Raw genomic sequence first — 22,300 nt, forward strand, 5'->3', positions numbered from 1 at the left:
GAGGAACCAATGGTTATACCAAACAAAAAACTCACTTTCTTCTATAATAGAGATTGTTATAGAAAGGAAAGTGATTAAATTGGCAAAAAAAGGAAATAGTTTGGTGCATACAAAATGGTTATGTAAATACAAAGCAGAGGTCATCTTATGCCTATTCATGTGCACATGTTAGTAAGTATCCCACCAAAAGTAGCGGTATCCTTTATGGGTTATTAAAAAAGGAAGAAGCGCTCTTATAATTTTAGATAAGCATGCAAACTTGAAATATAAATTCGGTAATAGGCACTTTTGAGCGCGAGGTTATTATGTAAGTACAGTGGGGCTGAATGAAGCAAAGGTAAAAAATATATACAAGGGCAAGAGAAGCATGATATAGCATTAGATAAGTTAAGCGTAAGAGAGTACGAAGACCCTTTTAAGGGTGGCAAGAAACACTAACACTCCTTTAGGGGAAAGCAAAAGAGGCAAAGACAATGAGGTTTGAATGCTAAATGAGAGCCATTGCTTATAGACGCTGGTAGGTAGTTTTGGCTTATAGCCATTGTGTAAAACACCCGTTGGACAGGTTGGTCATGATTTTATCCCCAATATAAGGTGCTGCAAGACTCCTGCTTGAAGATGTGAGCTGAACAAGTCTAAGCGGAGATAACAGTACCTACACCTCCTATTTCGTAAGCGTCTTTAGGTAATACCCTTTAGCTACTAACAATCAGTGGGTGGTGAAGGAAAACCTCGGCTAAAGGAAGATTCACTTTATGACAAAGTATAAAATTTATTGCTTAAGCAAAAAAAACGGTTTTTGCCATAAAGAATTGGCAATGAGTCAAGTTTTTCTAGTATACACTACTATGACATGTAGTTACTTATCGAGTTGAATACATCGATCCTGTATGATTTTTAATCTATCATTATTATTTCACCCCAAGCATTCCTGTTGAAGTTATTCATATTTTGTCGATTTTTGAAAGTCCTTAATTGAAAGAAAAGTCAATCATACAAAACATAAATATAGTATAATTGACCTAGTAAAAAATAACCAACTTGTAATGTATTATATAAAAATGTCTAAAAACCATAGACTTTAGTTTGATTATGACTTAAACTATTCGTAGATAAACATTACTTTTCGACTGCTTTTTGAAATATAACTAGTACTTTTTTAGGGGTGAAACAATGAGTTTGTTTAATGGAACAATTCAAGCTTTAGAACATTCATTAGGCTATTCTTCCGCCAAAAATCGAGCAATTTCATCAAATTTAGCAAATCTAGATACACCTAATTATAAAGCGAAAGATGTTACATTTAAGAATTATTTGGCACATGAACTTTCGCGACCTATACAGGCCAAAACAACAAACAGCCGTCATATAGGATTTCAAGGAGATACGCAACCAGCTGGCTATAAAACTATTATAAATCAAGCATCATCATATCAGCATAATGGTAACAATGTAGATGTAGATAAGGAAATGGCAGACTTGGCTGAAAATCAAATTTACTACCAAGCGCTAGTGGATCGCATTAGTGGGAAATTTGGAAGTTTGCAAACAGCTTTAAAAGGAGGCAGGTAAATAATGTCCATGTTTCATTCGTTACACTCTAGTGCTAGTGCTTTGACAGCACAAAGATTAAGAATGGATGTGATATCATCTAATATTGCTAATGCACAATCAACGAGGGCTACCGTCAATCAGAACGGAGAGGTAGAACCATACCGTAGAAAAATGGTTGCATTGCAGCCAGAGGGAGCTTCTTTTCAATCTTTTTTACATAAAGCAGCTAATGCTCCAGCTTCTAGTGGTGTGCGTGTCAGATCGATAGAAGAAGATGAAACTCCGTTCAAGCAAGTATATAATCCTAGTCATCCGGATGCTAATGGAGATGGATATGTTCAATTACCGAACGTTGACCCCTTGAAGGAAATGGTTGATCTAATGAGCGCCACTCGCTCTTATGAGGCGAATATAACGTCTGTAAATGCTACGAAATCTATGTTGATGAAAGCTTTAGAAATTGGTAAATAAGTATATTTTTACGATATAGGTGCCAATATTTTAAGGGTAATTGCACATGGGAAAAGGTAAGTGAGAATTTACAAAGACCTAAATTTCAGAAAGGAATCGGCTTATACTTTAAAAGACGAATAATCAGTAAGTTCATTGACAAAGCAATTTATTAGAGAGTAGCTACAAAAGCATTAAATAGGAGGGTTTTTATGATTCAAAGAATTAGCAATTCAATAACAGAACTATCTCCAAATGCAACTGTTCAAAGTAAACCAAAAATATCTCCTGGTGAAGCACAAGCAAAATTTGCTTCCGCATTAAAAAATGCCATTAATAATGTAAATGAAGTACAAGCCATTTCTGATGAAAAAACGGAAGCAATGGCGAAAGGTGATATTACAAATTTGCATGATGTTATGATTGCCTCTCAAAAATCTAGTATCGCTTTAGAAGCAACTGTACAAGTTCAGAGTAAAGCAGTTGAAGCCTATAAAGAAATGATGAGTATGCAAGTGTAGATGAAAAGGATCTAGCAGTTATAAAACATTTCTACAAGTGTTATTGCAATTGTAATTTTAAATAGCATTTCGTTATCTACTGTCTGATTGGTTAAAGATTTTCAGGCTCATTTATTACATAACTAGGAATAATTTTATAGCATCTCTGCACGAGGTGATGCTTTATCCTCTTTACGTACAGTACATATAGAAAGATATTTTACTAGAGCATGTTGGTGGGGGAACTTATGAAAGAGAAGATGATAAATTGGAAAGATCGAACAACGAATTTTTGGAGGAATCGTACAAAAGTTCAAAAAATAACATTTTTCGGTTCCATTTTTGTTGGTCTCCTTTTAATAGTAAGCATTGTCCTTTTTACAACGCATTCAAACTATGTTCCATTATATAATAATTTATCTATGGAAGAAGTGGGACAAATTAAAGGAGAGTTGGACGCTAAAGGTGTTCCCTATGAATTAACAGATGGTGGTAAGGTAATTGAAGTACCAGAAGAGCAAGTGGATAGTCTTTTGGTTGACCTTGCTGCTCAAGGATTACCAAACAGCGGCAATATTGATTACTCCTTTTTTAGTGAAAATGCTTCATGGGGAGTTACTGAAAACGAATTTAATGTTATGAAGCTTGACGCGATGCAAACAGAATTGGCAAATTTAATCAAAGGAATTGATGGCATTCAAGACGCTAAAGTGATGATTAATATGCCAGAAGAGCCTGTATTCGTAAATGATGCCAAACAAGAAGCAAGCGCTTCGATTGTTATTCATACAGAAGCAGGCTATAACTTTGAACCAAGTGAGATAAACGGACTGTATCACATTGTTTCCAAGGCTGTGCCGAATTTACCTACAGAGAATATTGCTATTACAAATCAATATTTTGAGAGTTTTGACCTAGAGAGCTCTGGAAACAACACATCAAAAGACTCGTACACGTATCAACAAACTGTTAAACAAGATATTGAAAAAGACGTACAAAAACGATTGCAGCAAATGCTAGGAGCCATGGTAGGACCTGGAAATGTTATCGTGTCCGTAACATCAGATATTGATTTCACACAAGAAAATCGAACAGAAGAGCTTGTCGAACCAGTTGACTTAGAAAGTATGGAAGGATTACCTGTTAGTATAGAAACGATACAGGAAACGTATGAAGGGAATGGCGCGGCTGCAGGTGGAATCAGCGGTACTGGCGAGGAAGACGTGGCCAATTATCAGGCTACAGATGATGATGGTGATGGCGAATATGAAATGACAAAAGAAACCATCAACAATGAATTTAATCGAATAAGAAAAAATATTGTAGAAAGCCCATATAAGATTCGTGATTTAGGCATTCAAATTGCGGTTAACCGTGCGAAAACTACAGAAGAAAATGAAGTAGAATATTTATCACAGCAAGAAGAGACTGCTGTCGAAGAAGGAATTAGTTCTATTGTCAATTCCATTGTTACGACATCCATTGATGCAGCATACGAAGAAGATGTTACGCCAGAAGAAAATGTATCCATTGTTTTTCAAGAGTTTACGGGTGCAGATACTCAACCTGATACAACGGCGTCAACTATACCAACTTGGGTTTATGCAGTTGGGGGCGGGTTGCTTCTAGCTATTATTGTCTTACTAATTATTTTCTTGCGTCGTAGAAAAGCAGAAAGTGAAGAAGAAGAGCTGTTACAAGAATCAACAGCACCAATGGAAGTACCTGACCTTCCAGAACAGGAAGATTCAGAAGCTACGATTCGTAAAAAACAGTTAGAAAAGATTGCTAAAGAAAAACCAGAAGATTTCGCGAAATTACTACGCAGTTGGATTGGAGAGGAATAGGGGGTATGAATATTGGCACGTCATAAAGGATTAACTGGTAAGCAAAAAGCTGCAATTCTATTAATCTCCTTAGGCCCTGATGTATCTGCAGAAGTATATAAACATTTAACGGAAGAAGAAATTGAACGGTTAAGTTTAGAAATTTCTTCAGTTAAAAAAGTAGATAACCAAAAGAAAGAGGAGATTATAGAGCAATTTCATCAAATAGCTCAAGCTCAAGACTTTATTGCTCAAGGTGGAATTGGCTATGCAAAGACAGTGTTAGAAAAAGCTTTCGGCAAACAAGAGGCAACGAACATTATTAACCGCCTAACCTCTTCATTACAGGTGCGACCATTTGATTTTGCTAGAAGAGCGGATCCACAACAGGTTTTTAATTTTATACAAGGAGAGCATCCGCAAACGATCGCTTTAGTCCTGTCCTATTTGGATTCGGAACAGGCTGGGCAAATATTATCAGCATTACCACAAGAAATGCAAGCAGATGTCGCAAAGCGAATCGCGACAATGGACTCTACATCACCGGAAATTATTTCTCAAGTGGAGCAAGTGCTGGAAAAAAACATCTCTGCTTCATTTACAGAGGACTATACGCAAACTGGTGGAATACAAGCAGTAGTAGAAGTATTAAATGGAGTTGATAGAAGTACAGAAAGGACAATTTTAGATGCATTAGAAATTCAAGATCCAGAGCTTGCAGATGAAATCAAAAAACGGATGTTTGTGTTTGAAGATATTGTTATTTTAGATAATCGTGCTATTCAACGTATAATTCGTGAAGTAGATAACGAAGATCTTCGTCTATCATTGAAAGTGAGTAGCGATGAAGTGAAGGACATCATATTTAAAAACATGTCTCAGCGAATGGCAGAGACATTTAAAGAAGAAATGGAATATATGGGACCCGTACGTCTGCGTGATGTTGAAGAGGCTCAAACACGTATTGTTTCAACCATACGGAGACTTGAGGATGTAGGTGAGATCGTTATTGCTAGAGGTGGGGGAGATGATATCATTGTCTAATCCTTCACGGATAACTGAAAGAAAACAAATTCGTATAAAGCCAGTTAGCGTCTTTCAGCCAAGTAATACGCATGTAAAAGAAGCTCATGATAAATCGGAACTTGATCAGGAACTGTTGCAAGCTGAACAAGCATTAGAGCAACTTCGAGAACAGCGCCAACAATTGATAAAACAAACAAAACGAGAGATTGAAGCTGAAAAGGGTGCTTGGCAAGAAGAAAGACAAAAATACGTCGAAGCTGCAAAGGAAGAAGGGTTCCAAGCTGGTTTTTCGGAAGGGAAATCAGAAGCGCTAACTACGTATAAGGCTTATGTAGATCATGCAAATCATTTGGTTGAAAGTGCCAAGCACGAATATTATTCACTGATTGAAGAACATGAAGAAACAATTATGGAAATCGCTATTCATACAGCAGAAAAAATTATCAAACAAGAAATAGTAGCAGACCATAAATCATTTTTACCTATTATTCAAGCAGCTATTAAAGAATTAAAAGATCAATCTGAAATTGCTTTATATTTACATCCAAACCAATATGCATTTGTCGTGCAACATAAAGAAGAGTTATCTTCTTTAATTGAACCAAATGCAAAGCTTATGTGTTATGTATCAGATGAAATAGAAGAAAACGGCTGTATGATTAAATACCCATACGGACAAGTTGACGTGGGGGTTGATACGCAGCTTGAAGAGATTGGCAAGGCTCTAATTGAATTAGCAGGAGAGGGAAAATGATGAATGCAACTGCTTATTTAAATGCTATTTCTAAATTAGATACGTACAAACGTTACGGGAAAGTATTGCGTGTTGTAGGTATTATGATCGAGTCTAAAGGTCCTGCTGCAAACATCGGTGAAGTGTGCTACATTCATCCAGCTTCTCAAAGAGAAACTCCAATCATTGCAGAAGTAGTAGGATTTCATGAGGAACGAATTATTTTAATGCCTTATGAGGAAGTAATAGAAATTGGTTCTGGTTGTTTAGTAGAAGCTACTGGAAAACCACTTAGTATTAAAATTGGTAGAGGGTTAATTGGTAATGTTATTAATGCTTTAGGAAAGCCTTTGAATGGTAAAGCGTTGCAAAAAGGCCTTATGAGCTATCTTACCGATCAATCTCCGCCAAATCCAATGCAAAGACCGCCAATCACAAATGCTTTACAGGTTGGTATTAAAATTATTGATGGGTTACTAACTGTTGGCGAAGGGCAAAGAATTGGTATTTTTGCTGGCAGTGGTGTAGGAAAAAGTACTTTACTTGGAATGATTGCAAGGAACAGTGAAGCAGATATCAATGTTATTGCATTGATTGGTGAGCGTGGACGCGAAGTTAGAGAGTTTATCGAAAAAGATTTGGGCGAAGAAGGGCTAAAAAAGTCCATTGTCGTCGTAGCAACATCTGATCAACCAGCTTTAATGAGAATTAAGGGTGCGGATACAGCTACCGCTATTAGCGAATATTTTCGTGATCAAGGTTACCGCGTTAATTTATTGATGGATTCCGTAACACGAGTTGCTATGGCAAGAAGAGAAGTTGGATTGGCCACTGGGGAACCACCGACGACTAAAGGTTATACACCGTCTGTATTTGCGACACTACCTAAGCTTTTAGAGAGAACTGGAACCAATTCTAATGGGACCATTACGGCTTTTTATACGGTGCTCGTTGATGGGGATGATATGAATGAGCCAATTGCTGATACTGTTCGAGGTATTTTGGATGGCCATTTCATTATGGATCGTAAATTAGCAGAAAGAGGTCAATATCCTGCGATTAACATATTGCAATCTATCAGTCGGGTAATGCAGCAAGTTACAGGCGAAAATCACCAGCAGGCAGCTAAACAAATTCGGAATTTACTCGCAACGTTTGAAGAGAATAGAGAATTGATTCAAATAGGGGCTTATAAACGTGGGACAGACCAAGAAATTGATCGAGCAATGGATTATTATCCTAAAATTGTATCTTTTCTTAAACAAGGGATTAGTGATTATTACTCGTTAGAAGAATCTATTCATTTAATGAAAAATCTGCTTCACGGAGGTGCTCGGAAATGAGTGGAACGGTAGTCTTAACTAAACTACTGCATGTTCGAGAAACGGAAAAAGTACAAGCTCAAAAAGCTTATCAGCAGGCTATCGATTGCTTTGAAAATTCTGCCACCCAATTATACCAATTGTTAAAAAAGAAAGAAGTAGCAGAAGAAACCTATGAAGAATGTATGCAACAAACTACAACGTTAGAAAAATTAAGGGAACAGGTTGACTATTTAGAAAAATTAAATGCTATGATTGTCCATTTACAAGAGGAAGTACAAAGAGCGAGAGCAGATATGGAAGCAAAACAATCTGACTTAACAGAGGCACATGTAGAAACAAAAAAATTTGAGAAAATGATTGCACATCGTAAGCAAAGAGAAATGGAAGCACAGGAAAAATTAGAAAAATCGATGATGGATGAAATATCCATGCAGCAATTTTTAAAATATAAAAATAGGTGAAGCGAATGGTTAAGAAAAAACAAGCAGATACAAAAAAAATGAATCCTTTTCTTTGGTTCTTGTTCGCAATTGTTGTCCCTATAGGCTTCACTATTACGCTTGTCACCATTATTTTGTTAGCTACAGGTGTGGATGTAGGAGGTTGGGTGAAAGGGAAAGCAGCAGAGATTCCTGGTGTTTCATCATTTGTAGATGAAGAAGATGGTAAGAAGGCAAAAGATGCAGCGGATACGCAGTTGAAATCACAAATTGAAAATAAGGATTCAGAGATTAAACAATTACAAGAAGAACTAAAAGAGAAAGAGACAACGATCCAAATGCTCGAACAAGACGTTATTAAACTTCAAGATCGAGAGCAAAATCAGACGGAAGAACAACAGAAGAAGGATAAAAATCAAACAAAAAAGAATTCCTTTAAATCAATGTCTACTTCGTTTAAAGAAATGGATGAAGAAAAAGCAGCTCAAATTTTACAAGATTTAAAGAGAAAAACAGCATTAGCCATTTTAGAAGAGTTGGATGACAAGGAACGCGGCAAGATATTAGAAGTAATGGATGCAACTACTGCTGCGCAATTAACAGAGCAATTTTTAGATAAGGCAGAGGAAGAGTAGTCCTTTATTAAGCAGCTAGATAATATGTCAAAAATCTCATCATTTCCAATACGGAGTAGGTTGTTAAGTAGTAGTTCTGACGAAAAAATGCTAATTATATGTGGATAGCATTTAAAGATGCAAGTCATAGCCTACGCTCACTTAAAAAGTGGATTTTCTTTGACATCAATTCTATAATTTTTAGTTTTAAAGTGTTGACGTCCTGTTTCCCGTGAAGATAAGCTGCTGTACGATTCCCCACTACAAAATCGGAGGATATGTAAAGGGGAAGTGAAAAGATTCATTATATATGGAATTACGCGCAATAAAATGCTCAAGGAAGGTGGTGTTAAAATGATTAACGTTGCGATGTTATTGCAGCAGTTACCATCAACAGTTGATAAAAAAGGTTCTATGCCATTGACAGTAAAAGAGCAACAAACGGAACATGCTTTTCATGAATTGCTAGCCTCTAAGCAAGAACTAGGAAAGATGATGGATCAAATTTGTGAAAAATTACCTGATGATAAAACTAACTGGTTGTCTGAGGAGATGTCTCCTTTCATGCAACAGTGGGTAAGTAAATGGTTTGAAACACAAGGAAATGAAAGAGTACAACCGGAAGAATCCTTAAATAAAGAGATAGCCATACAAATAGAAAAACAACTTCCAAGTGAGCAACTATTGTTAGGTAACGAAAGTATATCAATTACAGATGAGCAGTCAGCAAATTTATTGATACAGAAAGAATTAACTGCGATTTTCTCTAAGGTAAGCACTTTACTATCCCAGCTAAACAATCAACAAAATAATCAACCAAATATACAACAAGCAGCGTCAAAGTTAGTTCATTTATTACAGCAATGGTCTGAGTTAAGTAAACAAGTAAGTACCGCAGGGAATACGGAAAAGGCAATAATCCGTTTAAACGAAGGAGGGAATACAAAAGAAGCAACCATTTGGAAACAGTTAGTGGCTACATTTGAAAAAAGAAGTGCGTTTGTTCAGAAACAGCATTACAATAATGAAGCTAAAATATCAAGTGGTGATGTCGCTAAGTGGCTTACAAAAGTAATGGAGGAAATGTCGAAAACTAAGCAGACAACAACCTATGCTAAAGAGCCAATAACAACTATGAATAATATAAACCCAACTTCGGTACCTATGGCAAAACTTGAACAGCATGTCATATATCTTCAACCAGAGCAGCAAACGCAACGAAATACTGGTCAAGAGCTAGTTCAACAACTACAGCGAATTATGCAATCAAGTAAATTTATGAAAATGCCAAATGGTGTCAACCAGCTTCATTTAACGTTGCGTCCAGAACACTTGGGTGATATGACAGTCCGATTTACGCAAACAGATGGAGTGATGGCAGTTCGTATTCTAGTACAGTCGCAAGCTGCAAAGGAAATGTTAGAGTCTAATATACATAAGCTCCGTAATATGTTTTCTCCGCAGCAAGTAACCATTGAAAAACAAGAAGGCATATTGCAGCAAAGCCAACAAATGCAAAAGGGAACTGGATCTGAATCGCAGCAGTATTCTGATTCACAAGAGCAGAAACAACAAGAATTTCACGATGACTCTGCTGCAGATAATAACGAAGAATTTATGACTACTTTCCATGAACTATTAATGAATGAGCAAGTATAAAAGGGGTGTATGATAATGGCAAAAATTGATCCTTCGCTTTATTTACATAATCAAAAAGAGCGAACACCCAGCCCAAATCTAGGAAAAGATGAATTTTTGAAAATTTTAATGACCCAATTAAAAAATCAAGATCCTACTAATCCGATGGATGATCGTCAATTTGTATCACAGATGGCAGAATTTAGTTCTTTAGAGCAGATGATGAACATGTCAAATTCTATTAATACATTAGTAGAAAGTCAACTTGTTTCTCCTGTGATCAAATATAGTCACATGTTAGGAAAAGAGGTAACTTACCAAAGTTATGATGAAGAAACGGGTAAGGAAACGGAAATAAAAACAAGTAGGGTCGTCGCTGTTAGTCAGAATGAGGGTTGGGCAATTCTAGAATTAGAAAATGGAGAGAAGATTTACGCGGATGCAGCTTTGCAAGTAAATGATCCGGCGTTTGAAGAAACAGAGGACAAGTAAAAGTAGCCACTGGTGAAAATAAGCATTTAGCTTTTATCGGTTACGTACGCAGTTGGAATCTAATATACCTCAAACGCTCAAAATATATTTAATTTTAATATAAAGGGGAAATGACAATGTTACGTTCTATGTATGCAGGAATTTCTGGTATGAAAGGATTTCAAACAAAGTTAGATGTTATTGGGAACAATATTGCAAACGTAAGTACAGTAGGTTTTAAAAAAGGAAGAGTCACATTTCAAGATATGATGAGCCAAACAACTTCTGGAGCTCAAGGACCTACGGCTACGCGTGGTGGAATAAACCCTTCTCAAGTAGGTTTAGGTTCGCAGCTTGGATCAATCGATAATATTCACACTCAAGGGTTTAGGCAAACAACTGGAAATCCGTTAGATTTGATGCTAGAAGGCGATGGCATGTTTATTGTGGAAGGAAATGGCACTACCTATTACACACGGGCCGGAAACTTTTATTTAGATGATGATGATCGCATTGTCGATGCAAATGGATTCTATTTGCAAAGTGTTGGCGGAGAGGACTTGACCATTCCTGAAGACGCTGAAAGTTTTAGTATTGGAACCGATGGTACAGTTACGTATATTAATGCTGATGGAGACCCAGTTGATGGTGGGCAAATTGCCCTCGCTAGTTTTTCTAACCCAGCAGGTTTAGAAAAAGCCGGTAACAATTTATTTCTTAATAGTGAAAATGCGGGTTATAACGGAATTGTTGCTCCAGAAACAGAAGGCGCTGCTAAAATTGTACCAAGTGCACTTGAAATGTCTAACGTTGATTTATCGGAAGAATTTACAGAAATGATTACCGCGCAACGCGGGTTCCAAGCAAACACAAGAATTATTACGACTTCCGATGAAATTCTTCAAGAACTTGTAAATTTAAAACGATAAATTAAGGAGGAAAGGGAGCGTTTCTTCGCTCCCACCTACACATGATTTCATTAACAAGATTAAACGGTGACGAATTTACATTAAACGCAGTTATGATTGAACAGGTTCAAAATTTTCCAGATACAACGATTACGTTAATGAATGGAAAGAAATTTGTTGTAAAGGAAACTCGTTCAGAAGTTCTCCAGCGAACTTTAGCGTATTATCAGCAAATTGGTGTTCAAGTTGTCACCAAGAAGGAGGTATGCAACGGCGATGAATAAACTAGTAAAAACGATGCTAACGTCATTAACTGTCATACTGATTATAGGGATTTCCGCTTTCGTCGTTGTCCAATATGTTAACTCAGATGAGCAAAGTGGAAAAACATCATCCATTGATAAAATGGAGGAATATTCATACGAAACACCTGAAATTACAACAGATCTCAAAGATGGTAGTTTTGTAAGAATACAATTTCAAATTATTACCGATGGAAAAGATGCAAAAGAGGAAATCGAGAAACGAGACTTTCAAATAAAAAATATTCTTATCAAAGAATTAGCTACTTTAGAAGAAAAAGATTTCCAATCGGGGCTTAATGATTTAGAAAAACACGTAAAAACAAAACTAAATGAAGTCATGACTACAGGGAAGATAACGGATGTTTATACAATTAGTAAGATTTTACAATAAGAAAGTTTTCGACTCCGATTTGGAGGTGATGGTCGTTGGTAGAAGAAGTTCTTTCACAGAATGAAATTGATGCATTATTATCCGCTATATCTTCAGGTGAAATGGATGCGGACGAATTAAAAAAAGAAGATCAAGAAAAAAAAGTGCGTGTCTATGATTTTAAACGTGCATTGCGATTTTCTAAGGATCAAATTCGTAGTATTTCACGGATACATGAAAATTATGCCCGGTTATTGACCACTTTTTTCTCAGCTAAACTACGAACATATGTAAACATCTCGGTTGCATCTGTGGATCAAATACCTTATGAAGAGTTTATTCGTTCTGTACCTAAGATGACGATTTTAAATACATATAGTCTTAAGCCGCTGGAAGGTAGAATTGTAATGGAAATTAATCCAAACATTGCTTATGCGATGCTTGATAGAACCTTAGGTGGGCAAGGCGTTAGTTTTAATAAAGTCGAAAATTTAACCGAAATTGAAACACTTCTAATGTCACAGTTGTTTGAAAAGGCGAGTACGAAGCTCCAAGAAGCTTGGGCTTCCATTGTAGACATTGATCCTGTTATGGAAGACTTTGAAGTAAATCCACAATTTTTACAAATGGTTTCACCCAATGAAACTGTCGTGGTTGTATCGCTTAATACTGCGATAGGAGAAGCAAGCGGCATGATTAATATTTGTATTCCGCATATTGTATTAGAACCAATTATATCTAAGTTGTCTGTTCATTACTGGATGCAAACGGCTGGAAAAAAACGTAATGATGAAGCATATGAAAAAATAACTAGAAATATCCAGCAAGCAACTGTTGAGGTGAAACCAATCTTAGGTGAATCAACGATCACCATTGAACAGTTTTTGAAATTAGGCAAAAAAGATATTATTAGACTCGATCAATCCATTGAAAGTCCACTAATATTAGAGGTAAACGATGAGCCGAAATTTCTTGTACAACCAGGTACATATAAAAATAGAATGTCCGTCCAAATATTAGATACTTTTAAAGGGGGGAATGAAGATGGGGAATGACGGTAAGCTATCTCAAGATGAAATTGATGCACTATTAGATGTAAGTTCTACAGAAGATGATGATAACTCTAGCTCCATTACGAATGATTTCTTATCTACAATGGAAATTGACACATTAGGAGAGATCGGTAACATATCCTTTGGTAGCTCTGCTACAACTTTATCTACATTATTAAAAGAAAAAGTTGAAATTACGACACCTGAAGTTTCTGTTATAGCTCAGGAGGAGTTGAAAAATTTCACCTTTGAACCAGTAAGTGTCCAAGTAAACTATTTAGAAGGTTTTTCTGGGAAGAATGTATTTGTTATAAAAGCCGAAGATGCAGCTATTATATCTGATATTATGCTAGGAGGAGATGGCAGAAACCCATCAGAAGAATTAAATGAAATTCATTTAAGTGCTGTGCAGGAAGCAATGAATCAGATGATGGGCGCTGCTGCTACAAGCATGTCTACGGTATTCAATAAACGTGTAGACATTTCTCCGCCGACGATCCATTTAGAAGATCCGGAAAAAGAATCTGAAAAGACTTTAGGAGACGATCCTTTTGTTAAAGTAACTTTCCAATTAAAAGTTGGTGATCTTATTGATTCTACACTCTTTCAATTAATGCCAATTCATTTTGCAAAAGAATTAGTAGACCAATTAGTTTCTAGCGAACCAAGCGAAGAAGAGGTAGCATCGACAGTTATGGAAGAACCAGCGAGTCATAAAGAATATAATGATAATTACTTGGAACCCGAAAAGAATCACTCTCATGCTAAGGATACAAAACAATTTATAGGGAATCATCACCCAGCAACGGAGCAATCTAATGTGCAACAAGCAGAATTTTCTTCATTTGAGCCCGTGACTTTAAACCGAACAGAACAACGTAATTTAGATATGCTTTTGGATGTTCCTTTAAAAGTAACGGTGGAGCTTGGTAGAACGAAGCGTACGATTAAAGATATCTTAGATTTATCACAAGGTTCTATTGTAGAGTTAGATAAATTAGCAGGTGAACCGGTAGATATTTTAGTAAATGAAAAACGGATTGCAACTGGAGAAGTAGTTGTCATTGATGAAAATTTTGGTGTTCGTGTAACGGACATTTTGAGTCAATCCGATCGATTAAACAAACTGAAGTAAGTGAACAAAATATAGTGGGAGGTTTTGCTTTATGGGCAATCGTATTTTAATAGTAGATGACGCAGCGTTTATGCGAATGATGATTAAGGATATTCTAACGAAAAATGGATATGAAGTTGTTGGTGAAGCACAAGATGGCGTACAAGCTGTTGAAAAATATAATGAATTAAACCCTGATTTAATAACAATGGATATTACAATGCCAGAAAAAGATGGGATTACGGCATTAAACGAAATATTAGCCGTTGATCCACAAGCAAAAATCATTATGTGTTCCGCGATGGGACAGCAAGCAATGGTTATTGACGCCATTCAAGCAGGAGCAAAGGATTTTATTGTAAAACCGTTCCAAGCGGATCGCGTTATTGAAGCAATTCAGAAAGCTTTAAGCTAAAAGTGAGTGAATGTGTGTGAAGAAATTAACGGTTATATTTAGTTTGTTAAGCTTGTTCCTATTTCTGTTTGTAACGGAATTAGATGTAGCGGCTGCTCCTAAATCTGTTAATGATTGTATCAATGACGAAGCAGACTGCGAATCTACAGAAACAAATGCAGCAGAGAAGGAAAATAATGAAGATAAGACGGCATTATTGAATAAAGACACAGATGCAGATCCACTATGGCTAAGCTTTGTGAAGTTAATCATTGCTTTATTGCTTATTCTCGGTTTGATCTATCTCTTGCTTTTGTTTTTGAAACGAAAAAATGCGTTATTTAACCAAGCGAAAGCATTAGAGAACATTGCAGGTATATCTGTAGGACAGAATAAATCATTGCAAATTGTTCGCCTAGGGAAAAAGTATTATTTAATCGGTGTAGGAGATAATGTTGAGCTGCTTCAGGAAATAACGGATGAGTCTGTTATTGATGACTTACGAAAGGAGGGTGTAGCTTATGAAACAGCTACTCTTCCAAAGTTTTTGCAAAAATTTAATCATGGATCAAAAAATATGAAAACAAATGATCAAACGAATTTCAAACGGCAATTTACAAGGGAATTGGACAAGTTAAAGCAAAATCGCAACCAATTAATACAGCAGTTTGCACAGAAGGAAGATCGTAATGAATGAATTTATTGATATGTTCTCGAGTTCTGATCCTGAAAATGTGTCCACTTCCATAAAGTTAGTTTTATTATTAACAGTTCTAACATTGGCGCCAAGTATTTTAATTTTAATGACGAGTTTTACAAGAATTGTTATTGTACTGTCGTTTGTTCGAACATCATTAGCGACACAGCAAATGCCACCAAATCAAGTACTCATTGGTCTTGCACTGTTTCTTACTTTTTTCATTATGGCACCTGTATTTAATGACGTGTATGATAATGCATTGCAGCCATTGTTCGATGAGGAAATGACATTAGATGAAGCATACGATGAAGCAAGTACACCAATTAAGCAATTTATGGCTGAACATACGCGGCAAAAAGATTTAGCCTTATTTATGAATTACGCTGAACTAGAGCGCCCAAATGCTGTCGAGGAAATACCGTTAACAACCTTAGTTCCCGCATTTGCTATAAGCGAATTAAAAACAGCATTTCAAATGGGGTTTATGATTTTTGTTCCCTTTCTTATTATAGATATGGCTGTTGCCAGTGTATTGATGTCTATGGGGATGATGATGCTTCCTCCCGTTATGATTTCATTGCCATTTAAAATATTACTATTTGTGCTGGTAGACGGTTGGTATTTAATTACTCATTCATTACTGGACAGCTTTTAAATAGGAGGTGCAGGGCGTTAGCCGTCCTGTATTCCTTAAACCAGATAGGGGGCACAAAAATGAGCAGTGAATTCGTTTTAACGCTAGCAGAAAAAGGCGTGTTTACCATCTTACTAGTAACTGGCCCACTGCTTTTACTTGCGCTAGTTGTAGGACTGCTTGTCAGTATTTTTCAAGCAACAACACAAATACAGGAGCAAACGTTAGCATTTATTCCTAAGATTGTTGCTGTATTGGTAGGATTAGTTTTCTTTGGGCCTTGGATGTTAACACAAATGATTGAGTTCACTTCTAATCTATTTCAAAATATGAATCAGTTTGTAGGATAAAAAATGTTAGATGTTATTGATATAAATCGTTTACCTGTATTTTTACTAATTTTAGTACGTGTAGTAGCGTTTTTTGCTACGATGCCATTATTTTCTTATCGAACAATTCCAAGGCCGTTTAAATTAGGATTAAGCTTTTTTCTTGCTTTCTTAATGTTTTATGCGGTTGATGCTCCTGCGATAGCGATAGATGGACATTATTTTTTACTTCTCTTAAAGGAAACTATAGTTGGTTTGCTTATAGGTTTGATCGCATATATCATTTTGTCAGCAGTGCAAATCGCTGGTGGTTTTATTGATTTTCAAATGGGTTTTGCCATTGCCAATGTTATTGATCCACAAACGGGAGCACAAAGCCCGCTAACTGGTCAATATTTTTATATTTTTGCTTTACTATTTCTACTATCGGTAAATGGACACCATATCTTAATAGATGGAATGGTAAATAGCTATCAATTTATCCCATTAGAGCAATATGTCCCATTTCAAAATGAATCGATCGTTCACTATGTTATCGAAAGTTTTAACGCGATGTTTCTTATTGCTTTTCAAATTGCCATTCCAATTGTAGGCTGCCTTTTCCTAGTTGATGTAGCGTTAGGAATTATTGCTCGAACCGTTCCACAATTAAATGTGTTTGTTGTTGGCTTACCATTAAAAATACTAGTTAGTTTTATCGTATTATTGGTTTTTATGAGTTTATATGTAGTGTTAGCAAAAGATCTTTTTGAAATTTTATTTGCTACGATACGCAGTTTGCTATATTTATTCGGGGGTGGATAAGTTGTCATTAAAGCTGGACTTACAATATTTTGCTGGTGAAAAGACGGAAAAAGCTACCCCGAAAAAACGTCAAGATGAAAGAAAAAAAGGAAAAGTTGCTAAGAGTCAAGATGTTAATACAGCCATATTGTTGTTATTTGCGCTCATCGTTCTTTATGTTTTCGGAAGTTCCATGAAGAATCAAATGACATCTTTATATGAACATACATTTACGGAGTTTATTCATTGGCAAGTAACGGAAACTACTGTGGCACAAGTTTTCAATGGAGCTACACTGGAAGTAGCAAAAATGTTAGCGCCAATTATGATCATTGTGATTATCGGCGCACTGGCTGCAAGTTTTTTGCAAATTGGCTTTTTATTTACAACGGAGCCACTGAAGTTTGATTTAAAAAAGATTGACCCTATTCAAGGGGCAAAGCGAATTTTTTCTTTGCGAGCGATTGTGGAATTACTTAAATCACTATTAAAAATCGTTAGTATTGGTACAGTAACTTTTACTGTGATTTGGATTTATAAAGATGAAATGATGATGATGGCGTTTAAAAATGCTGATACAGCACTTGGTTTCTTTGGGAAAGTCACGATCGTTATGGGAATTATCGCTGTTATTATTCTAGTGTTTTTAGCTGTATTCGATTATGCATATCAACGCTACGACTATGAAAAAAATATGAAAATGTCAAAACAAGATGTAAAAGATGAATTTAAAAACGTGGAAGGCGACCCACTTATTAAATCAAAGATAAAAGAGCGTCAAAGGCAAATGGCTACAAGAAGAATGATGAGTGAAGTTCCAAACGCAGATGTCATTATTACAAATCCAACGCATGTAGCCATTGCCATTAAATACGATGAAGAAAAAGCTGCTGCCCCGTACATTTTGGCTAAAGGTGTGGATGAGGTAGCGCTAAGAATTAAACAGGTAGCTAAGGAAAATAGCGTGATGACTGTTGAAAATAAGCCGCTTGCTCGTTCATTATATCGTGTTGTAGATATCGGCGACGTTATACCAGAATCGTTTTTTCAGGCGGTTGCAGAAATATTGGCGTACGTATATAAATTAGAGAGAAAAGTTTAAGCAATAAGGAGAGTCCCCCATGAAAGCAAGAGATCTATCTGTTCTTTTAGGCGTTATTTTAATTATTATTATGCTCATTGTACCACTACCAGGATGGTTGTTAAGTATTTTGATACTTTGCAATATCTCCCTTGCGTTAATTGTTATTTTAGTATCTATGAATACGCAGGAAGCGTTGCAATTTTCCGTATTTCCAACTCTGTTATTACTATTGACGCTGTTTCGTCTTGGATTAAACGTTTCAACAACTAGATCCATATTATCCGAAGCGGATGCAGGTGGTGTTGTAGCCACATTCGGATCATTTGTTATTGGGGGGAATCCGTTAGTTGGATTTGTCGTCTTTGTCATTTTAGTTATCATTCAATTCCTCGTTATTACGAAAGGGTCTGAACGTGTATCGGAAGTAGCTGCGCGCTTTACATTAGATGCGATGCCTGGAAAACAGATGAGTATAGATGCTGATTTAAATGCTGGCTTAATTTCAGAACAACAAGCAAAAGAGCGGCGAGAAAAAATTGAAAAAGAAGCCGATTTTCACGGCTCCATGGATGGTGCAAGTAAATTTGTTAAAGGTGATGCCATTGCAGGTATTATTATCGTTTTAATTAATATTATTTTTGGTTTAATTATTGGCATGGTGCAAATGGATTTGTCTTTTCAAGAAGCGATTAATACGTTTATGCGCTTAACAGTAGGAGATGGGTTAGTCAGTCAAATTCCAGCTTTGCTTATTTCTACAGCTACTGGAATCGTTGTAACCAGAACAGCAGGGAATGGAAATTTGGGTACAGATGTATCCGGTCAATTATTGCAATATCCAAAGCTATTATTTATTGCTAGTGGTACTGTGTTTTTACTTGGTTTCACACCGATAAACTTTTTCTTGACGACGATTTTGGCGGCATTATTAGCGTTAAGTGGTTATCTATTACTTAAACAAACCGAAGATATCACAGAACCAAGCGATGAAGAGGTTGATGAAACAGAGAGTGACGTAATGAAAGCTCCTGAAAATGTTGTGCAATTAATTAATATGGATCCAATAGAATTTGAGTTTGGTTATTCGCTTATTCCTATAGCTGATACGAATCAGGGGGGAGATTTACTAGATCGGATTGTTATGATTCGTAGGCAACTGGCAGTTGAACTCGGTATTGTTATTCCAGTTGTTCGCATTCGTGACAACATACAGCTACAGCCTAATGAGTACCGTTTAAAAATAAAAGGTGAAGAGGTTGCCTCTGGAGAGTTATTACTCGACCATTACTTGGCGATGGCACCAGATATGGATGAAGATGATATTGAAGGTGTGGAAACGACAGAACCAGCTTTCGGATTACCAGCAAAATGGGTTAGTGAGGAATGGAAAGATGAAGCTGAGCTCTCTGGATATACAGTAGTGGACCCCCCTTCTGTTGTATCCACTCATTTAACAGAAGTAATTAAACGTCATGCACATATGCTGCTAGGCAGAGAAGAAACAAAACAATTAGTTGATCATCTCAAAGAAAGCTACCCTACATTAGTTGAAGAAGTCACTCCTGAGCCATTAGCTGTGGGAGATATACAAAAAGTGCTAGCTAAATTATTGAGGGAAAAGGTATCTATTCGTAATTTACCAATCATATTTGAAACGTTAGCAGATTTTGGAAAATTAACTAACGATACGGATTTGCTAACGGAGTACGTTCGTCAAGCGCTATCCAACCAAATTACAAAGCAATATACGGATAAAGATCGTTCATTGAAAGTTGTGACACTTTCAGCTAGAGCAGAACATGCAATTGCCGAAAGCATTCAACAAACAGAGCATGGAAGCTTCTTATCAATGGAGCCTGAGCTGCAGCAACAATTACTAGAGCATATGAAAGAAGAAGTGGAAAAGTTAACACTCCAAGAAGAAACAGCGATATTACTATGCTCACCGGCTGTAAGGATGTATGTAAAACAATTATTGGATCGTTTTTTACCACAAGTTGTTGTCTTATCTTATAACGAGTTAGAGCCAGACGTACAAGTACAAAGTGTTGGGGTGGTGAATATTGCTTGAAAGTAAAAAAATATACGGCAGGATCAATGCCTGAGGCCATGAAACAAATACGAAAAGAACTGGGAGCAGAAGCTGTTATCCTTCAATCGAGACAAGTGAATAAGCGCAAATTTTTAGGTTTGTTTAAAAAACCACAGATAGAAGTGGTAGCTGTTAAAGACCCACAGCCAATAGCTCCTAAAAAACAGGTATCACCGAAGCAAGAAATGAGGATAAAAGAAAGAAAGGATAATACAAATACAGATGTTGTTTCTCCTGAACTACAGGAACTAAGGCAAGTTAAAAAGTTATTGCACCAATCCGCTATTCATACATTGACTTATCCTTTTGATTATCAATCTGCTTATCATTATTTATTAGAGCAAGAAGTAAACCAACCACTTGCTAAAAGTTTAATAGAATCAGTGATGGGAAAATATAGCGCTAAGTCACAGCCAACCTATCAAGAAATAGTAAAAAAGGTGGAAGAGGAAATAACGCAACGACTGCAAGCAGTTCCATTTCAAGGCTTAACCTATAATCAAAAGCTTGTCTATTTTGTTGGACCAACAGGAGTGGGAAAAACCACTACAATTGCTAAACTGGCAGCTGAAAGCAAATTAAAAGATGGAAAAAATGTTGCCTTTATAACAGCAGATACGTATCGAATTGCAGCTGTTGAACAATTAAAAACATATGCTGATATCTTATCTGTTCCTATTGAAGTTGTCTATTCCAACGATGATATGGTAAAAGCCATTCACAAATTGTCAACATATGATACTATATTCATCGATACAGCAGGAAGAAATTTTCGAGAAGATGCTTATATTAAACAACTTCAAGAAGATGTATTGATAAATAAAGAAGCTACTATGTTTTTAGTTTTATCGTTAACAGCTAAATCTCAAGACTTATTGAACATTTATGATCAATTTGAGCCCTTACCTATTTCTCGAGTGATTTTTACAAAAATAGATGAGACAAGACAAGTTGGCGGCATGTTAAATATAATCTTTAAAAAATCAATCGGCGTCGGTTACATAACAAATGGGCAAGATGTTCCGGATGACTTAGTACACCCAACACCTGAGTTTTTGTCATCTAGCATAATGGAGCATGCTTATGAAAACTGATCAAGCAACAGGACTTAGAAACAAATTAGAAACGATGCGAGAGAGCAAACAAGCGAAAACAATTGCGGTTATTAGTGGCAAGGGAGGAGTAGGAAAGTCTAATATCACTTTAAATTTTGCTTTAGGTTTACTGCGGCATGGAAAAAAGATTCTAATCATGGATATGGATATAGGTATGGGAAACATTGATATATTGCTTGGTAGACAGATTGAAAGAACAATTGTTGACATGTTTCAGCGTAGACTTCCTATTCAGTCAATTATTGAACAAGGTCCAGAAAACTTAGATTATATTGCTGCAGGGTCAGGGTTTTCAGATATTTATGCGATAGATACGCAGACGAAGGAGTTTTTCTTTCAGCAATATCAATCTTTGCTTATTCATTATGATTATATATTTTTTGATATGGGGGCAGGAATCACCAATGACAGCTTATCATTTATTTTAGCTGCAGAAGAGTGCATTCTTGTGACTACTCCTGAGCCCACGGCTATAACAGATGGGTATAGCATGATAAAGCATATCGCAAGTCACAATAATATGTTACCTATTCGAGTCATTATGAATCGTGCGCAATCCAATATGCAAGGCCATAACATGCTTGTGCGTTTTCAAAAGGTTATACAACAATTCTTACAAATAAATATACATGTATTAGGTTCTTTACCTGAAGATCAAACTGTCAGAGCCGCTGTTATTCACCAAACACCGTTTATTATTTTTCAAGAAAAGTCAGCAATTAGTAAAGCAACCAAGAGATTAGTACGAACTTACTTGACAGAAGTAGATGAATATAAAGCGGAAAAAGGAAATAGTTCTAGTTTTCTACAAAAATTAAAACGATTATGGACGGAGAGGTAATC

25 protein-coding genes and 1 pseudogene are annotated in these 22,300 nt (G+C 36.3%); all 26 read left to right on the plus strand.

The features are described 5' to 3' along the window. Positions 1-100: 100 nt before the first annotated feature. Positions 101-438: pseudogene (gene tnpA / locus HLX49_RS04945) on the plus strand (IS200/IS605 family transposase). Between the two features lie 735 nt (positions 439-1,173). Next, positions 1,174-1,572, plus strand: a complete 399-nt coding sequence (gene flgB / locus HLX49_RS04950) for a flagellar basal body rod protein FlgB (RefSeq protein WP_077704129.1) — start codon at positions 1,174-1,176, stop codon at positions 1,570-1,572. Positions 1,573-1,575: 3 nt separating this feature from the next. Next, positions 1,576-2,025, plus strand: coding sequence for a flagellar basal body rod protein FlgC (gene flgC / locus HLX49_RS04955; RefSeq protein ID WP_077704126.1), 450 nt, complete (start codon positions 1,576-1,578; stop codon positions 2,023-2,025). 191 nt (positions 2,026-2,216) lie between these two features. After that, positions 2,217-2,525, plus strand: coding sequence for a flagellar hook-basal body complex protein FliE (gene fliE / locus HLX49_RS04960; protein WP_101934008.1), 309 nt, complete (start codon positions 2,217-2,219; stop codon positions 2,523-2,525). A gap of 227 nt (positions 2,526-2,752) precedes the next feature. Then, positions 2,753-4,351, plus strand: a complete 1,599-nt coding sequence (gene fliF / locus HLX49_RS04965; RefSeq protein WP_101934007.1) for a flagellar basal-body MS-ring/collar protein FliF — start codon at positions 2,753-2,755, stop codon at positions 4,349-4,351. A 12-nt stretch (positions 4,352-4,363) separates the two neighbouring features. Then, a complete protein-coding gene (fliG, locus tag HLX49_RS04970; RefSeq protein ID WP_077704118.1) occupies positions 4,364-5,374 on the plus strand; it encodes a flagellar motor switch protein FliG in 1,011 nt (336 codons plus the stop codon). Continuing rightward, the gene (gene fliH, locus HLX49_RS04975) at positions 5,367-6,110 is read left to right on the plus strand and encodes a flagellar assembly protein FliH (RefSeq protein ID WP_164085537.1); all 744 of its coding nucleotides are present in this window, start codon (positions 5,367-5,369) and stop codon (positions 6,108-6,110) included. Before fliG ends, fliH begins: the two co-directional genes overlap by 8 nt. Then, positions 6,110-7,432 carry a flagellar protein export ATPase FliI gene (gene fliI / locus HLX49_RS04980; protein ID WP_077706900.1) on the plus strand — a complete coding sequence of 441 codons (1,323 nt, stop codon included), beginning with the start codon at positions 6,110-6,112 and terminating at the stop codon, positions 7,430-7,432. The genes fliH and fliI overlap by 1 nt, the downstream gene beginning before the upstream one ends. After that, a complete protein-coding gene (gene fliJ / locus HLX49_RS04985) occupies positions 7,429-7,875 on the plus strand; it encodes a flagellar export protein FliJ (RefSeq protein WP_077704112.1) in 447 nt (148 codons plus the stop codon). The genes fliI and fliJ overlap by 4 nt, the downstream gene beginning before the upstream one ends. Positions 7,876-7,880: 5 nt before the next feature. Beyond that, entirely contained in the window at positions 7,881-8,489 is a 609-nt protein-coding gene (locus HLX49_RS04990; protein ID WP_077704109.1) for a MotE family protein, read from the plus strand. A gap of 333 nt (positions 8,490-8,822) precedes the next feature. Further along, positions 8,823-10,127: a flagellar hook-length control protein FliK gene (locus HLX49_RS04995; RefSeq protein WP_164085536.1), complete on the plus strand. Its 1,305-nt coding sequence runs from the start codon at positions 8,823-8,825 to the stop codon at positions 10,125-10,127. Between the two features lie 15 nt (positions 10,128-10,142). After that, positions 10,143-10,598: a flagellar hook assembly protein FlgD gene (gene flgD / locus HLX49_RS05000; RefSeq protein ID WP_077704103.1), complete on the plus strand. Its 456-nt coding sequence runs from the start codon at positions 10,143-10,145 to the stop codon at positions 10,596-10,598. Between the two features lie 116 nt (positions 10,599-10,714). After that, positions 10,715-11,506, plus strand: a complete 792-nt coding sequence (flgG, locus tag HLX49_RS05005; protein ID WP_077704100.1) for a flagellar basal body rod protein FlgG — start codon at positions 10,715-10,717, stop codon at positions 11,504-11,506. Between the two features lie 41 nt (positions 11,507-11,547). After that, complete coding sequence (locus HLX49_RS05010; RefSeq protein ID WP_077704098.1) at positions 11,548-11,769, plus strand: flagellar FlbD family protein; 222 nt, start codon at positions 11,548-11,550, stop codon at positions 11,767-11,769. After that, a complete protein-coding gene (gene fliL, locus HLX49_RS05015; RefSeq protein WP_077704095.1) occupies positions 11,762-12,181 on the plus strand; it encodes a flagellar basal body-associated protein FliL in 420 nt (139 codons plus the stop codon). The genes HLX49_RS05010 and fliL overlap by 8 nt, the downstream gene beginning before the upstream one ends. Before the next feature lie 35 nt (positions 12,182-12,216). After that, complete coding sequence (gene fliM, locus HLX49_RS05020; RefSeq protein ID WP_101934005.1) at positions 12,217-13,215, plus strand: flagellar motor switch protein FliM; 999 nt, start codon at positions 12,217-12,219, stop codon at positions 13,213-13,215. Continuing rightward, positions 13,205-14,347 (plus strand): flagellar motor switch phosphatase FliY, encoded by a 1,143-nt coding sequence (gene fliY, locus HLX49_RS05025; RefSeq protein WP_176087322.1) that lies wholly within the window; start codon positions 13,205-13,207, stop codon positions 14,345-14,347. The genes fliM and fliY overlap by 11 nt, the downstream gene beginning before the upstream one ends. Before the next feature lie 31 nt (positions 14,348-14,378). Continuing rightward, positions 14,379-14,741, plus strand: a complete 363-nt coding sequence (locus HLX49_RS05030; RefSeq protein ID WP_077704087.1) for a response regulator — start codon at positions 14,379-14,381, stop codon at positions 14,739-14,741. A 16-nt stretch (positions 14,742-14,757) separates the two neighbouring features. Then, positions 14,758-15,417 (plus strand): flagellar biosynthetic protein FliO, encoded by a 660-nt coding sequence (locus HLX49_RS05035; RefSeq protein WP_296360942.1) that lies wholly within the window; start codon positions 14,758-14,760, stop codon positions 15,415-15,417. Next, the gene (gene fliP, locus HLX49_RS05040) at positions 15,410-16,075 is read left to right on the plus strand and encodes a flagellar type III secretion system pore protein FliP (protein ID WP_077704081.1); all 666 of its coding nucleotides are present in this window, start codon (positions 15,410-15,412) and stop codon (positions 16,073-16,075) included. The genes HLX49_RS05035 and fliP overlap by 8 nt, the downstream gene beginning before the upstream one ends. Positions 16,076-16,134: 59 nt before the next feature. Continuing rightward, positions 16,135-16,404: a flagellar biosynthesis protein FliQ gene (fliQ, locus tag HLX49_RS05045; RefSeq protein ID WP_073005061.1), complete on the plus strand. Its 270-nt coding sequence runs from the start codon at positions 16,135-16,137 to the stop codon at positions 16,402-16,404. A gap of 3 nt (positions 16,405-16,407) precedes the next feature. After that, positions 16,408-17,187, plus strand: a complete 780-nt coding sequence (fliR, locus tag HLX49_RS05050; RefSeq protein WP_296360943.1) for a flagellar biosynthetic protein FliR — start codon at positions 16,408-16,410, stop codon at positions 17,185-17,187. Between the two features lies 1 nt (position 17,188). Then, positions 17,189-18,268, plus strand: a complete 1,080-nt coding sequence (gene flhB / locus HLX49_RS05055; RefSeq protein ID WP_296360944.1) for a flagellar biosynthesis protein FlhB — start codon at positions 17,189-17,191, stop codon at positions 18,266-18,268. A gap of 19 nt (positions 18,269-18,287) precedes the next feature. Continuing rightward, positions 18,288-20,321 (plus strand): flagellar biosynthesis protein FlhA, encoded by a 2,034-nt coding sequence (gene flhA, locus HLX49_RS05060; protein ID WP_077704072.1) that lies wholly within the window; start codon positions 18,288-18,290, stop codon positions 20,319-20,321. Continuing rightward, positions 20,318-21,436, plus strand: coding sequence for a flagellar biosynthesis GTPase FlhF (flhF, locus tag HLX49_RS05065; protein ID WP_077704069.1), 1,119 nt, complete (start codon positions 20,318-20,320; stop codon positions 21,434-21,436). The genes flhA and flhF overlap by 4 nt, the downstream gene beginning before the upstream one ends. Next, a complete protein-coding gene (locus HLX49_RS05070; RefSeq protein ID WP_101934003.1) occupies positions 21,426-22,298 on the plus strand; it encodes a MinD/ParA family protein in 873 nt (290 codons plus the stop codon). The genes flhF and HLX49_RS05070 overlap by 11 nt, the downstream gene beginning before the upstream one ends. Positions 22,299-22,300 lie beyond the last annotated feature (2 nt).

The sequence above is a fragment of the Virgibacillus sp. genome (assembly GCF_013393565.1).
Taxonomy (GTDB): Bacteria; Bacillota; Bacilli; order Bacillales; family Amphibacillaceae; genus Virgibacillus; species Virgibacillus dokdonensis.

Bases quoted from the DNA above. Each gene is read 5' to 3' on its own strand.
- flgB (WP_077704129.1), top strand. From the start codon at position 1,174: ATGAGTTTGTTTAATGGAACAATTCAAGCTTTAGAACATTCATTAGGC.
- flgC (WP_077704126.1), top strand. From the start codon at position 1,576: ATGTCCATGTTTCATTCGTTACACTCTAGTGCTAGTGCTTTGACAGCA.
- fliE (WP_101934008.1), top strand. From the start codon at position 2,217: ATGATTCAAAGAATTAGCAATTCAATAACAGAACTATCTCCAAATGCA.
- fliF (WP_101934007.1), top strand. From the start codon at position 2,753: ATGAAAGAGAAGATGATAAATTGGAAAGATCGAACAACGAATTTTTGG.
- fliI (WP_077706900.1), top strand. From the start codon at position 6,110: ATGAATGCAACTGCTTATTTAAATGCTATTTCTAAATTAGATACGTAC.
- fliJ (WP_077704112.1), top strand. From the start codon at position 7,429: ATGAGTGGAACGGTAGTCTTAACTAAACTACTGCATGTTCGAGAAACG.
- HLX49_RS04990 (WP_077704109.1), top strand. From the start codon at position 7,881: ATGGTTAAGAAAAAACAAGCAGATACAAAAAAAATGAATCCTTTTCTT.
- HLX49_RS04995 (WP_164085536.1), top strand. From the start codon at position 8,823: ATGATTAACGTTGCGATGTTATTGCAGCAGTTACCATCAACAGTTGAT.
- flgD (WP_077704103.1), top strand. From the start codon at position 10,143: ATGGCAAAAATTGATCCTTCGCTTTATTTACATAATCAAAAAGAGCGA.
- flgG (WP_077704100.1), top strand. From the start codon at position 10,715: ATGTTACGTTCTATGTATGCAGGAATTTCTGGTATGAAAGGATTTCAA.
- HLX49_RS05010 (WP_077704098.1), top strand. From the start codon at position 11,548: ATGATTTCATTAACAAGATTAAACGGTGACGAATTTACATTAAACGCA.
- fliL (WP_077704095.1), top strand. From the start codon at position 11,762: ATGAATAAACTAGTAAAAACGATGCTAACGTCATTAACTGTCATACTG.
- fliY (WP_176087322.1), top strand. From the start codon at position 13,205: ATGGGGAATGACGGTAAGCTATCTCAAGATGAAATTGATGCACTATTA.
- HLX49_RS05030 (WP_077704087.1), top strand. From the start codon at position 14,379: ATGGGCAATCGTATTTTAATAGTAGATGACGCAGCGTTTATGCGAATG.
- fliP (WP_077704081.1), top strand. From the start codon at position 15,410: ATGAATGAATTTATTGATATGTTCTCGAGTTCTGATCCTGAAAATGTG.
- fliQ (WP_073005061.1), top strand. From the start codon at position 16,135: ATGAGCAGTGAATTCGTTTTAACGCTAGCAGAAAAAGGCGTGTTTACC.
- fliR (WP_296360943.1), top strand. From the start codon at position 16,408: ATGTTAGATGTTATTGATATAAATCGTTTACCTGTATTTTTACTAATT.
- flhA (WP_077704072.1), top strand. From the start codon at position 18,288: ATGAAAGCAAGAGATCTATCTGTTCTTTTAGGCGTTATTTTAATTATT.
- HLX49_RS05070 (WP_101934003.1), top strand. From the start codon at position 21,426: ATGAAAACTGATCAAGCAACAGGACTTAGAAACAAATTAGAAACGATG.